Source organism: Mesomycoplasma conjunctivae, from assembly GCF_000026765.1.
Taxonomy (GTDB): Bacteria; Bacillota_I; Bacilli_A; order Mycoplasmatales; family Metamycoplasmataceae; genus Mesomycoplasma; species Mesomycoplasma conjunctivae.
The window spans coordinates 242,642-256,514 of the sequence record NC_012806.1 but is presented as its reverse complement, the minus strand read 5'-3'; the positions used below and the strand labels follow the sequence as shown (position 1 = coordinate 256,514).

The window sequence follows — 13,873 nt, the reverse complement described above, 5'->3', positions numbered from 1 at the left end:
AATACAATAATGCCAAAAAAATGAAATTAAAATCCATTTTTTATTAAATGTGTTAAAAAATAAAGATATTTTTATTTTTATAGTATAATTGTAAAGTTATTTTAATGCCTCTAGTGGGAGAAAATATTCGCTTGACCACTTAGAGATTTTATTCTATTTAATATTAATATGAAAGGATGCTCGACATGGCAAAAAAAGAAGTAGTTAGAGTTGCGAAGTTGCAATTTAACGCTGGGCAAGCAAAGCCAGGACCTGCACTAGCTGGACTTGGAATTGTAATGCCTGAATTTACTAAAAAGTTCAATGATGAAACTAAAAATCGTGGAAGTGAACCAGTTCCTGTTGAAATTACTGTCTACAAAGATAAAAGCTTTGATTTTCGTTTATTTACCTCACCAGCTTCATACAAAATTAAGCAAGCTGCTAAAATTGAAAGTGGTTCATCTAATAGTAAAACCACCAAGGTTGCAAAAATCACTTTTGAACAATTAAAAGAAATTGCTGAATACAAATTAGTAGATCTAAACACCGACAGCATTGACAAAGCTATCCTAACAATTTATGGAACAGCAAAACAAATGGGTGTTGAAGTTGAAGGTATTGATGAATTTTTAAAACAACAAGGAGATAAATAATGAAAAAAATTGGAAAAAAACTTGTTGAAGCTAGAAAATTAGTTGAAAAAGATCGTCTTTATACAATTGAAGAAGCAATGGATTTGGTTAAAAAAACTTCATATACCAAATTTGCTGGTTCAGTTGATTTAGCAATCAAATTAAACCTTGATACAAGAAAAGCTGATCAACAACTAAGAGGAAGTATTCTACTTCCACATGGGACAGGGAAAAATGTTCGTGTTTTAGTGGCAACTGATTCACAAGAAATTGCAACTAAAGCAAAAGAAGCAGGAGCTGATTTAGTTTATACACCAGGTGAATTGGAAGAAAATCTCAAAATTGATAATTTTAACTTCGATGTTATAATTGTTGAACCAAAATTGATGCCACTTCTAGGAAAATATGGTAAAAAACTTGGGCCTAAAGGTCTAATGCCTAACCCTAAAACTGGAACAGTTACTCCAACTCCTGAAAAAGCTGTTGTAGAAATTAAAAAAGGTAAAGCTAACTACCGTGCTGATAAATTTGGAATTGTTCACTCACTAATTGGTAAAACTTATATGGAAGTAAATCAACTAGTAGAAAATGCGCAAACTTTAATTCAGTTGCTCAAAAAATTAAAACCTAGCACAGTTAAAGGTGCCTACATTAAAAATCTAACCGTTTCAGCATCAATGGGACCTTCTATCAAAATTAAATTTGATAATTTCTAATTTAATTAATAAAAAAAGAAGCTAAAGCTTCTTTTTTTATTAATTAGCTATAAATTTATAGCTTTTTTATTAAAGTAGTTTGAAAATAGTTTTGTTATAAGCAACAACTTTTGCTTTAATTGCTCTTAAAACATCGGCAGCATTTAAAGTTTTTTCTGATTGCAATTGTTTTCAATCAATTTTTTCGTCGATACCAAAAATTTCTAAAACATATTTTCCTTGACCATTTGTTAATAAAGGAAAGTAAATAATACCATATCCTTGTTTGACAAAATCAAAAACACCTGCGTTTTCAAAACCAGAAATTTGCGCAATTTTTGCCGCACTTAAGGAATCAAATGAGTTACTGATTTTGATTTCGTCAGTGTCGCTGTCTCAAGAATCTTTTTGCGCTTCTATTCGTGTTTTATAGTGATTTTGGTTTTTTTCTATACCTACTTTGACTCAATTTATCAAACCAACTCCTAAGGAATTTACTTCAGCAAAACTACTAACAAGGACAACATATTCAACGACCTGTTGATTATCACAGTAGATTTCTAAATCAAAACTACGCGCACTATATAGGCCACTTGCACCTTGACGACCAAGAAAATCAATATTTAAAAGATGATAATCATTGGCTCTTGCACTAAGTGCATGCGAAGAAAAATTAATCTGATCAAATGATTTAAAAAATTCAATATCTTGACTCAAAGGCGCACTTAATTGCTGAGGAGTTAAATTTTTTTCAATAAGTTGTTGATTTTTAAACTCTGTCCGACTACGATACAAAAAACTAGTGATTCCATAATCAATGACATTATTTTTGATGAGCTCTAAAAAATCATCATAAAATAAACCATTACCATTGTGAGGTTGCCCATGAAAAATATCATCAACATCTAACGCATAGACTTCCAAACGATAATTGTGATCAGTATCAGGAGGAAAGGGTCCATAATAAACACCATTTGGATGTTCTTGGTAAAAAGCTTCTAAAAGATACATACTTGCTTTATCAGTAACACTATTTTCAAACTGAGCAATCTGGGCTTTTTGATTAAATGAATCATCTCATTTGAGCTTATTTTTTTTAATATTAGCAGCAATTCAGTGCACAAAAACAACACCCATAGCACCACTTGCTTCATAATCAATCAACGTTACACAATAAGAACGTGCACCTTTAACTTTTGATCATTTAATTGGAAAACTAACTGAATTGCGATATTTTTTTCCTAAATTACCATTACCAAATTCAGTATTTAGTACCCCACCTTGAACATCGGGAATTTTTATTTTAATCATTTTTTTACCTCAGCTTTTATTCAGGTTGATATTTAGGATTTAAATTTTTAATCTTGTCCACTGGAACACTAATTTTATTTTGTGCTTCAATTAAATTAGGGTTAGAAAAATTTTGTGCTAAATCATTTTTTAATTGCGAATTTGCTAATGAATCTACATTAAATTTGTAATTTTGAGCTTTTAAAATTTTATTTTCTTCTTTTAAAAACCCTTTAATTTCAATTCTACGTGAAACACTAAAAATTTTCTTCTCACCTGTTTGTGCTTTCTCAATTTTTTCTAAATCTTCTAAAGTTTTAGAATAAAGACCACCGGTGGAAAAATTACCCCTTTTATTATCAGGATCATTTACATCTTGCGGTGGGCGAATGTTTTCAAAATTATCATAATTTTGTCCATTTTCTTCATCTATAACTCAAAATAATTTATAAATTACATTTTTTAAGCTGTTAGTTTTCTCATCAGCAAAAGTTTGCTCATCTTGAATAAAAAAAGCACGTGGTTGAACTTTAAAAGTTGTTTTCTGATTAACAAATTGAGGCTTATACTCTTCATTTTGAGCACTTTCATTTTGAGATTTTTGACCAGCTAGACGTTCAAAAGGAGCAGGAATATTTAATTTAGATTCATCAGGTGAAAGAATTTTTTTTGTTGTAATTTGTTTATATTGATTTAATTTTTGAATCAAATCATATTTAGTTTGAAAATCATCATCAACTAGGGGGGGCAAAAACGCACTTCCAGGGTATTGTTGCTTAAAATCATTACTTATTTTTTCTAAGGGCTCAAAATTTCAATTAAATCACAATGTTGACTCTAAAGGAGAATGTACTTGAAAATATTGGTTAAATAAATTGCTAATTCCTAGAGCACTAACTGGAACTTCTTCAACATTTTTATCAGCAAGCCGATCATACTCAGCTCTTGCATAAACATGAACTAATCTATCGATAATATTTTCAGGACTTAAATCAGGAAATTCTTTTGCAAAGAAGCCAAATCCATATTTAAAAAATCAAGTTAATTTTTCTTCGCCATTATTTTTAGTTTGATATTCTCTTCATTTTTCAAGGAATTTGCTTGCACTTAAGGTCGAAATACCTTCATAATTTCCTTCATCAGTGAGAAACTTTTGAAAAATATCTGATTTGATTATTTCATCACCGAGACGGTTAAAATTTTCAGGTGAAAGTTGTGATTTATCTTCTTGAGTTTCAAGAATTTTGATAATATTTTCTCTTACAAAAGCTCTATTTTCTGGTGTATTTAAGAAATTAATAAATAATTTATTATAAAAATAAGGCGAATAATCTTGCTTTTCAAAAGGCAAAGGAACTTCTAAGATTTTTTGTAAAATTTGCTTCTCATTGCTAACAGGATTTAGTTCTGATCCAGATACTGTTGCAACACCACAACTGATTGCAAGTGCAGGAATCATAGATAGCGAAGATAATAAAATCATTTTATTTTTTAACTTCATGTTTTTTAACCTCCTTAAAACCAAAACTTCGCCAAAGAAAACTAATATTTTTTTGTTTTTGTTGCCTTTGTTGCTGTTCTAGTAATTTATGATAATATTTTTTACTAAAAAAAGGTATTATACCATCATATATTAATTGTAGGCCTTTTTTATCTAAAATAATTTCACAATTGTCGATAGGAAAAAAAGATAAAGTTGATTTATCACTAAGTTTTTTGATCTGTTGTGCATCAAGGCGAAAATTAATTTCTCTTAATTTTAAAGCTAGATTAAATTTTACAAAGTTGTTATCACCATTGAAATTAAAAATAACTTCTTTGGAAACTCAATTATTACGCAAAATCATTTCTTCAAGAGTATCAGTTTTTTTAATAACAAAAGCTGTTAGGCGAAAGGAAAAATAATTACGAACTGATGGCACTAGCCAAAAACCATTATTGTGGTGATTGATGCGTATCTTACTAATTTTAGTAATATAACTAATTAAATCATTCATTATCAAAAAAATAAGCAATCCCGTCATCATTATTAGTCTGAGTTGTAAAATTTGCCGCACTTTTTATCTCAGGTTTTGCTTGACCCATAGCGACACTATATTTTGCAACAGCAAACATTGGCAAATCATTGCTTGCATCACCAAAAACAATTGTTTTTTCTAAATCAAGTCCATATTCTTGAGCTAAAAATTCCAATCCTTTACCTTTATTAGAACCTTGAGTCATAATGTCAATGACTTTGTCTTGTGATTTGACAAAATAAATATCTTCTTCAGCTTCTAATAGTTTGGTAGCTTTTGCTACATTTTCAGCTTTGCTATCTGCTTGAATTAATAGAAATTTAACAACAACATCGTCTTGAATATATTTTTTTTCAAAATCTTGAAAATCATAAAAATCAATGTCAAATTTATATTGATCTTCTTCAATTTTAGCATTTTCTCTTTTGAGATATTCAAACCAGTTGATATGATTTTTTAAATTACCAATAGCAATCATTTTTTTAGTTGTATAAATTAAAAAAACAATTTCATTTTTAATCAAAATGTCTATAATTTTATAGACAGTTGCTTTTTCAAAAGCTAATGAATAAATAGTTTTGTGATTTTTTCAATCATAAACAAGTGAGCCATTACACGAAATAATTGGCAAATCTGGGGCAATTAATTTTGTATATTTTACAACAAAATATCAAGGTCGACCTGTGCAAAAAATGAGTTTTTTTCCTTCTTTTTGCAACCTTTTCAATACTTTAATACTTGATGGTAAAATTTCTTTTTGCGAATTTAGTAAGGTACCATCTAAATCAAAAACTAAATTATTAATTTTAGTTGATAAATTATTTTTTTTGTCCATAATAAGCGTTTTTCCCATGCTTACGGTTATAATGTTTATTTTGCAAGAAAATATTTGCTTGCTTTTGCAAAGGGTTAATTAATTTAGTATAAAGTGCCATTTTTGCAACTTCTTCAAGTGTGAGTGCCAAATTAACAGCATCAGTTGCACTTTTTGCTGATCAGCAAAAAGGCCCGCGTTCTTTGACAAGTGTTGCCGGAGTTGCTATAAAATCGATGTTATTTTTTTGAAAATGTTCAATAATTACTAGTCCTGTGTTGTGCTCATAATCACCATTGATTTCTTGCTCACTTAATTCGCGGGCACAAGGCACTGCACCATAAAAATTGTCTGCATGGGTAGTACCTAAAGCTGGAATATCACTACCCGCTTGTGCTCAAGCAACTGCAAAAGGTGAATGAGTGTGCACAATCGCTTGAATTCTTGAATCTTGTTTGTACAAAAGTGTATGCGTTGGTGTATCACTAGAAGGATTGAGACTACCACCGATGACATTATTATCCAAATCAACTGCGACCATATCTGTTGGTTGCATAGCTTGATAAGAAACTCCACTTGGCTTAATTACCATATATTTGCGATCTTTGCTAATTGCAGAGACATTTCCTCAAGTATGAATAGCTAATTTATAATTGTAGAGTAGCATATTGGCATCATAGACATGTTGTTGGAGTTGCTTGAGCTCAACAGGATCGATTAAAAAAGCTTTATTTTTCTTCATTATATGCCTCAACTAATTTATCTAGAAAAAATTTACGTGCTTTGACAAGATTATCAATTTGGATTTGTCTATTTTCTTCACGAGCTAATTCTTGTTTAAAATCGGCATCTTTGTATCACATTTCAATTAAAAATGGTGCACTAATTTTTTCTTTGACAATTGCTTTTAAACTTCTTAGAAAATCAACATCACCTTGACCAAAGTCTACATTTTTAAAGGTATTTGGCAAGGTATCTTTAAAATGAAAGCCAACAATTTTATCTTTAGCAAGCCGAATTTCATTTTCGATATCATCAGCAAAACGATTGAGATTACCCAAATCTGGATAAATCAAGACTCCACCACCGATTTTATTTATTAAATATAAACATCTGCTGATGGTGCCAGCAAACTTAGTATCCATAGTTTCAAAAGCAATTTGAATAGAATATTTTTGAGCTAGCTTGGCAGCCTGTTTCATAGTTTGAATGAAATAGTCTTCAGATTTTAAATGCTCTTGTTCATAATAAATGTCATAAGCTGCTAACTGAATTGTACGAATTCCTAGTTGTTTGGCCAAAATCATTGCCTTTTCTAAAATACTTAAAGCCTTTTTGCGCACTTGGGGATTCTGAGATCCAAAAGGATACTTACGATGCAAAGATAAGCACATTGAATTAAAATAAAAGTCTTTTTCAATCAAAGCAAGACGAATTTTTTTAATTTCTTGTGCACTTCATTTGAGACGGGCAGCAAATTCTTCTGATTCATCAATGCTTAATTCTAGAAAATCAAAGCCGGCAGACTTAGCAATTGCAATTTTTTCAATGAGGTCAAACTTTTTATCAATAGCTTTTTCGTAAATGCCTAAAAAGTGTTTATTTTCAATACTTTTTAAACTCATCTTTGAATTCCTTTGCTGCTAATTCTGGGTCTTTGGCATCACGAATTGATCTTCCAGCTATAAAAATATAGATAGGAATGTCTTTAAATAGTTTAATATCAGCAACTTCGACTCCACCAGTCACAGTCACTTTAAATCCTTTTTGAGCTAATTTTGCAACAATGTCAATATCTTTTTGTGATCATTTTACTCCACTTGCTTGCGCGTCGCGAGCTCTATGTCAAACAACTTGGGTTGCCCCAGCATCATATCAATCATCCACTTGTTCTCAAGTAAAATTAGATGTCATTTCTACTTGAATTTCTTTGCAACGTTTAGTTTTATAGCTACTAGCAAGCTCGACTAAATCTTTAATAGTTGGAACTTCACAGGCACAAATAGCAGTAGTAAAATCGGCACCTTCATCAAAAAACATTTTGCCAAAAATTTTGCCAGCATCTGCAATTTTTCCATCGGCAACGATGATTTTATCAGGAAAAGCTTTTTTTAACTCTGTAATTGCTTTTTTGCCCTCAGAAGCTAATAAAATAGTACCAACTTCGATTACATCAATATATTTTTGTGCTTTTTTTGCACTTTTAATTGCCTCTTCAATAGTTAAATTATCAAGTGCAATTTGTAGTAATGGTAATGCCATATTTTCACTCCTTTGATAAAAAAATTATTTAATTTTTATTATACTATAAAAAATTATTTTATAAGAAGCAAATGCAAAAAGTTGTTCATTTTTGTACAAAAAAATATGCAACAAATTTAAATTGCATATTTTTTTATTAATTATTTTTCAACTACTAAGACTCTTTAATCATATATTTATCATCAATAGTTTTAATTACTTTAGACTCAGATTCTAATTGGCTGAGCACAGTAATTACTTTATTAATATGATTATTATGAACTGATGAGCTAAAAATACGATTAGCTAAACTTCTAGTTAGATCAATAGCACTAATACCTACCTTACTAAAACTGAGCACTGTTAAAAGAAAATGCTTGATTTCTTCGTCATAAATGTCCATAATTGATCTTTTGTTAGCCAAAGAATCACTTTCACGGAATTGAAAATTACAGTTATTTGGAACTACAAAATTATCAATAATTTTGGCATGCGACTCTATTAGTTTGTAAGCAGATTCTTTGATAAAATTAGTCACCCGAGACTCATAAAATCAGCTTTTGAGAAAACCACAAAATTCACCAAAAGGAATTGCACCGGTTTTATCTAAGACTTTGGCTATAATTGCTTTTTGTTCTTCGATATTGCCTTGTTTAAAATCGGCAAAAAATTCCTCTTTCAATTTTGAAAGATCAGGATATAAAGGGAAAATGTTGGTAACTTCTTTGCTCTCAAGTGTAAAATTATCTACTTTGCTCGCATTAGTTATGCTCTCTTGGGTAGCACTAGTTTGTCGCGATTCAATTTGAACTCTAAGAGATTCTAATTTATCCAAAATCATATCAACTTGTTTGGATTGATTTTTAAATCAATCAATTGATCAAATTCGTTGCACATTTCAACCTCTTTGTTCAAGAATTTGTTGTCTTAGGCGATCACGATCACGAGATGTTTTTGAATTTTTATAACTAGTTCCATCGCACTCAATTGCTAATAAAAATTTGTTTGGATCTTGAGGATCAACAATTGCTAAATCGATAGCAAAATCGGAGTTACCCACTTTTGGTTTAACAATTAGACCTTGATTTTGCAATTTATTATAAATATCTTGCTGAAGTGATGATTCAAATTCATGATTTTCTATAACATTATTATTGATATTTTGTCTTGAAAATTCAGCATTTTTCATGAATTTTTCCAACAATTTAATACCTTTTTTCTCACTTTGTGCTCAATCAACTTCATGAGTTTTAAAATTAGAGACAACCATTAATCCTTTTTTCGCACGAGTAATACCAACATTGAGTCGTTTGTAACCAGAATCTGATCTATTAATTGCTCCAAAATTGAGATTAACATTACCAGCGCTTGTTCGTTTTGCGCTGATAATAAAAATAATATAATCTCTTTCATCACCTTGAACTGTTTCAATATTTTTAACAAAGAAAGGCTCTCTTAATTCTTCACTAAAAAAGTGTTTTAATTGCGGGTTATTATATTTAAATTGTTCAATTTCATTTTCCACTTTTACAACCATTGGATAGTTAAAAACAACAATACCAACTGAGTAATTTTGATGATTTGATTCTAAAAAATCTTTTAAAATCTCAAGTGCTTGTGCAATTGCATCATCTTCACTTGGGAACTCTTGGGTACCACTTTGTGCATAAAAAAAGTTTAATGCCTCGTATTGTTGGGGTAGTCTTGAGTTTGGAAAAGTTATTAAATCCTTATAAACAAATTTGTTAGATGTCTCAATTAAATCTTCAAATTCAGAACGGTAGTGTCACTTGAGTTTAATAGATTCTAAATTACCATCAGCCAAGCTTAAAAGTGAGTCATAACCCGCTGATAAATTGTCAATTTCATCATTAGCTTCGCTATATTCTTCATCGAGTGAGACAGTTTGGAAGAAATTTGAAGGTGGCATTTGCTCTTTATCACCAACAATGATAACTTGTTTAGCTCGAAATAGTGAACTAATTGCAGTTTCTGGACGAATCTGAGAAGCCTCATCAAAAATAACTACATCAAATTTAAAGTCAATATCTTTAAACAGTTGACTAACCATCAAAGGTGATAAAAGTAGACAAGGCTTGACATTTAAAATAAATTCTAGTGATTCTTCAAAAATTTTCTTAAATGGAAGTCTTATTTGTTTTTTGGCTACTTCTTTTTTAAGAATATTATATGGTCGATTGCTATCTTTAAAAACAAGACTTTTATTAATTAATTCATCAAGCGACATAATAATTTTATCTTTTGACAAATTGAAAAGTTGTTTATCTTTTTCTTTAAAAAGTTCTAAATTATTGTTCATAAACACAGAATCTTTATTATTAAAATGACTATCAATGACATTTTCTAACAATCTTTTATAAAAGTATTTTAGAAAAATATTTTTCATATCATGTCTAATATTGTGATGAAAAATTTGTTCAAGAAATGGTTGCAGCCCTAAATCAATTAGCTGTTGTTTATAGAAATTAAAACTAAGATAATCATCAAGTGATTCCTTATTATCTAAAAGTGAAGAAAGCTTATCAACAAAGGATTTGTGTGAAATATTTAAAAAGTTGAAAGCATTTTTATCAAAATGATTCATAAGATAATCAAGTTGTGATTTAAAAGCAGAAAAAATTTGAGTAATTAATTTTTTTTGACTTTTAATTGCAAGCAATTTAAAGAGGGTATTGTCAATTTTTGACTCTTCTAAAATTTCCAAACTTCTTTTGAATTTGTCCAAACTTTTACTAATTAATTTAGCATCACTTATGTCAATTTTGAAAGCAAAATTGGAATAAATAGTGTTGATTTCCTGAGTTAAAGTTTCTACTTTTGCTAATTTTGAAAACTCAAATTGTAAATCTAGTTTGTTTAATTCTTGTTGACTTATGATGTTTTCTTTTACTAATTTTTTCAATTGTCGCCACATTGAAAAAATATTTTTAAAAGGATTAGAAATTGTTTTTATAAGATATTCATAACTATTTTTAGCACCTAAAGTGTTTAAAAACGTATATGATTTTCAAGTTTTAAGAAGCTCTTGAATCAAAACTTCTCGTTGTTGTCATAAAGCTAAAATATGTGCAATATCGTTAGATGTTTGTTCTAAAAAACTATAATTTATTTGAAGTTGACTATCAAAATCAAAGTAAGTATGGAAATTAATTAATCAATCAATATTGATAGCAGAGATTGTAAATTTGTCTTCAATTAATTTCTCATCTGTTTGCAAATTAAGTGAGATAACTTGTTTTTTAATATTATTACTTTCATAAATCAAGTAATAAATGCTATCAAAAAGTTTGCTTTTTTGTTCAAAATTAATTTTGGTATCCAACATCCCATACCATTTGTGATTGTAAAAATCAAAGCGAATATTTCGGTATCTATCATAAAATGCATCAATAGAATTTAAAATATTATCAAAGGTTTTATAGTCGATATTGAGAATATTAGGTAGGAAAAAATTAAGATCAATACTATCAGAGACGCTAAGATATTTAGTAATATAATCAAAAATCGTATCAGATTCAGGCCCTGTTTTTGACAATAATACCTCACCGTATTCATCTAAAGTTTTGCGACTTTTTTCATAATTTTCAGTAAAAATTTTTATTTTATCATGATTTAATTCTAGTGAACGTGAATTTTCAGCAGAATTAACTATTTCAGTCAAAATATCTTTTTTATTTAAATTGGAATCATGAATTGGAATAGCATATTTATGTATGCCAATTTTTTTTAAGTTATTATAAACAACTTGAAGAGCAGCATTTTTTTCAGCAACAAATAAAATTTTTTTACCTCTTGCCATGATTTCGGTAATCATGTTGGTAATTGTTTGTGACTTTCCTGTTCCTGGAGGTCCTTGAAGGACAAAACTCTTGCCTGCTATTGCATTTTGAATGGCAATTTCTTGTGAATGGTCAGCATCTAAAACTTTAAATTGTTGTTCAACATTCATATTATCATTAATATTTTCATAATTAACGGTAGTAATATTGGTATCTAAAGCTTCAGCATTACCTACTATTTTTTGAAAAAAATTACTATCTATAATGCTTTCAATATTTTCTTCAATGTCTTTATAAATGTGGATTTTACTAAAGTCATATGTTGTCAAGTAAATATCATCAATAATTTCTCAACGTTTGTCATCAGCTTGTTTTAAAATAGATTGACAGTATTCTTTATAACTATTTAACAAGTCAGCTCTTGTGCTATTATAGTCTAAATCAATATTGTATTCCATCTTCAATTTTTGCACTAATGATTCATTGACTTCGAAGGTATTTTCTTTTTTAATAACAAGTGATCATTGATTTTTTTGCACTTGCAAATCAACAGGTAAAAAAAGCAAAGGTGCATAATAAAAAAGGTCAGAATTACTATTTTCGTATCATTTTAGAATACCAAATGAAAGATACAAAATGGAAATTGAATAAGAATCTTTGTAAGATTTATTTGTTTTGTGGATGCTATTAATGATTTCACCAAATAAATTACTTTTGTTAGTTCTTCCATATTCAGTGTATATTTTCTTAGTTTTTAAAGCATTAAATTTTAAAACATCATCCATTGTATAGGTGTGAAAATTTTTAGGCAAGATAAAACGAGTGCGAATTTCTTTTTCACTTTCTTCATTTCAGTCGATGTTTTTATTAGATATTTTTAATTTAGAGCTAGCCTCTTCAAATACCATCTCGTAATTTTCAAAACTATAAATTTCTTTGAGATTATCAGCGGCAATTTCTTTAATTAAATCATCTAATGTTGGGTAAATAATTTTTAAATTGCTAGGAATTTTGCTAGAGCTAGTAATTTTGAAATTAATAGCTTTATTTTTAAGTGTAAGATCTAATAATTTGATCTTTCAATTATTGATATTTTTTACAAGAATTTGTTTATTTTTAGATGTATCTATCATATTTTCTGTCCTTTTTTATTATCTTGCATTACCAATTTTTCAAATAATTTTAAACCAAAAATTATTTGAAAAATTAGCAACTATAAATTATTCTACATTTTTGTAGCTAATAAAATGTATTGCTGTGCAATTTCATCTCAACTTTGATAGCAACTATAAGCTTTTTTGCCAACTGCATTTAACAAGTGGCTATCATCTATGATTTCAAGAATTTTGTCTGATGCTGCTTGAGTACTATCTTTTATAATAAAAGCACTTTCATTATTAACAAATCGCTCGGAAGCACCTGTGTTCTCAATGACAACTGATGGGATATTAAAAGCGGCAGCTTCGTTAACTACTAATCCATCAGTATCGAAAAATGAAGGGAAAAAATGAATATTTGTCACACTAAATAATTCAAATAATTCTTCTTTTTTAAGACTACCTGGAAAAAACACATGTGAATTTAAACCTAAGCGGCTAGCTTGACGTTTGATCACTTTTAAATATGATCCACCACCTGCAAATATGAAGACAAAATTAGGATAAACATTTTTTAGTTTTGCCAAACTTCTAAGTGCAAAATTAGTATTTTTAACTTTTGAAGCTCTTGCAACCATCGATATTATTTTTTTACCACGAAAATGTGGGAATTTATTATAAAAATACTCTTGTAATTTTTCTTTTTCTGATTGGCTAATCTTATGAAAATTTACTCCATTGCGGACAATAACAAAATTATTGCTAGTCTTTACACCGTATTTATTAAAAGATTTCAGTGGAGTTGATGAGACCTGACTAACAATGTCTGTTTTTGCAAAAATCTTGCTCAAAATTTTATTATAAATTTTTAATACTAGTCGTGATTTTGTATAAATTAATAGATTTGTTATCAAATCTGTGTGTAAGGTTAAAATGTGTCTAACTTTAATAATTTTAGCAATTTTGATTGTTTTTAAGACAAATGTTAACAAAACAATTGAATGACAATGAATTAAATCAACTTTTATATCTTGACAATATTTAAGAAATCGCTTTGTGTATAAAAAGCTTGCTAATTTGACAAATCTTTTCTCAATTTGAATATCACCATCTTTGTCAACAAATTCGTAATGTTTAAGTGTTAAACCTTTAGATACAAAAACACTAACTTTGTGACCCAATCTTATCATTGCCTTTGCTAGATTGACAATGGCTATTTCAGTTCCACCTATTTTTGGTAAAAAATGCTCAGTAAAAATTGCTATATGCATTAGACAAAACAACTCCTTATTTATAAATAAAGC

11 protein-coding genes are annotated in these 13,873 nt (G+C 28.9%); 2 read left to right on the top strand and 9 right to left on the bottom strand.

The window, feature by feature from the left end:
- Positions 1–185: 185 nt before the first annotated feature.
- Positions 186–635, top strand: a complete 450-nt coding sequence (rplK, locus tag MCJ_RS01250; protein ID WP_012751474.1) for a 50S ribosomal protein L11 — start codon at positions 186–188, stop codon at positions 633–635.
- Positions 632–1,330: a 50S ribosomal protein L1 gene (gene rplA, locus MCJ_RS01245; protein WP_276211267.1), complete on the top strand. Its 699-nt coding sequence runs from the start codon at positions 632–634 to the stop codon at positions 1,328–1,330. Before rplK ends, rplA begins: the two co-directional genes overlap by 4 nt.
- A 69-nt stretch (positions 1,331–1,399) precedes the next feature.
- Here the strand turns inward: rplA and MCJ_RS01240 are convergent, their stop codons facing one another.
- The 9 genes from MCJ_RS01240 to MCJ_RS01200 all read right to left on the bottom strand — a co-directional run bounded on the left by MCJ_RS01240 (position 1,400) and on the right by MCJ_RS01200 (position 13,840).
- Positions 1,400–2,620, bottom strand: coding sequence for a YbhB/YbcL family Raf kinase inhibitor-like protein (locus tag MCJ_RS01240; protein WP_012751472.1), 1,221 nt, complete (start codon positions 2,618–2,620; stop codon positions 1,400–1,402).
- A 16-nt stretch (positions 2,621–2,636) separates the two neighbouring features.
- Positions 2,637–4,100, bottom strand: coding sequence for a hypothetical protein (locus MCJ_RS01235; RefSeq protein ID WP_041594500.1), 1,464 nt, complete (start codon positions 4,098–4,100; stop codon positions 2,637–2,639).
- Positions 4,084–4,596: an MPN499 family protein gene (locus MCJ_RS01230; protein ID WP_041594499.1), complete on the bottom strand. Its 513-nt coding sequence runs from the start codon at positions 4,594–4,596 to the stop codon at positions 4,084–4,086. Before MCJ_RS01230 ends, MCJ_RS01235 begins: the two co-directional genes overlap by 17 nt.
- Positions 4,580–5,452 carry a Cof-type HAD-IIB family hydrolase gene (locus tag MCJ_RS01225; protein ID WP_012751469.1) on the bottom strand — a complete coding sequence of 291 codons (873 nt, stop codon included), beginning with the start codon at positions 5,450–5,452 and terminating at the stop codon, positions 4,580–4,582. Before MCJ_RS01225 ends, MCJ_RS01230 begins: the two co-directional genes overlap by 17 nt.
- On the bottom strand, positions 5,436–6,173 hold the full coding sequence (locus tag MCJ_RS01220; RefSeq protein ID WP_012751468.1) for an L-ribulose-5-phosphate 4-epimerase: 738 nt from the start codon (positions 6,171–6,173) through the stop codon (positions 5,436–5,438). Before MCJ_RS01220 ends, MCJ_RS01225 begins: the two co-directional genes overlap by 17 nt.
- A complete protein-coding gene (locus MCJ_RS01215; RefSeq protein ID WP_012751467.1) occupies positions 6,160–7,056 on the bottom strand; it encodes an L-ribulose-5-phosphate 3-epimerase in 897 nt (298 codons plus the stop codon). The genes MCJ_RS01220 and MCJ_RS01215 overlap by 14 nt, the downstream gene beginning before the upstream one ends.
- Positions 7,031–7,693 (bottom strand): 3-keto-L-gulonate-6-phosphate decarboxylase UlaD, encoded by a 663-nt coding sequence (locus tag MCJ_RS01210; RefSeq protein WP_012751466.1) that lies wholly within the window; start codon positions 7,691–7,693, stop codon positions 7,031–7,033. Before MCJ_RS01210 ends, MCJ_RS01215 begins: the two co-directional genes overlap by 26 nt.
- Positions 7,694–7,847: 154 nt before the next feature.
- Complete coding sequence (locus tag MCJ_RS01205) at positions 7,848–12,605, bottom strand: DUF4011 domain-containing protein (RefSeq protein ID WP_012751465.1); 4,758 nt, start codon at positions 12,603–12,605, stop codon at positions 7,848–7,850.
- Between the two features lie 92 nt (positions 12,606–12,697).
- On the bottom strand, positions 12,698–13,840 hold the full coding sequence (locus MCJ_RS01200; RefSeq protein WP_012751464.1) for a glycosyltransferase family 4 protein: 1,143 nt from the start codon (positions 13,838–13,840) through the stop codon (positions 12,698–12,700).
- Positions 13,841–13,873 lie beyond the last annotated feature (33 nt).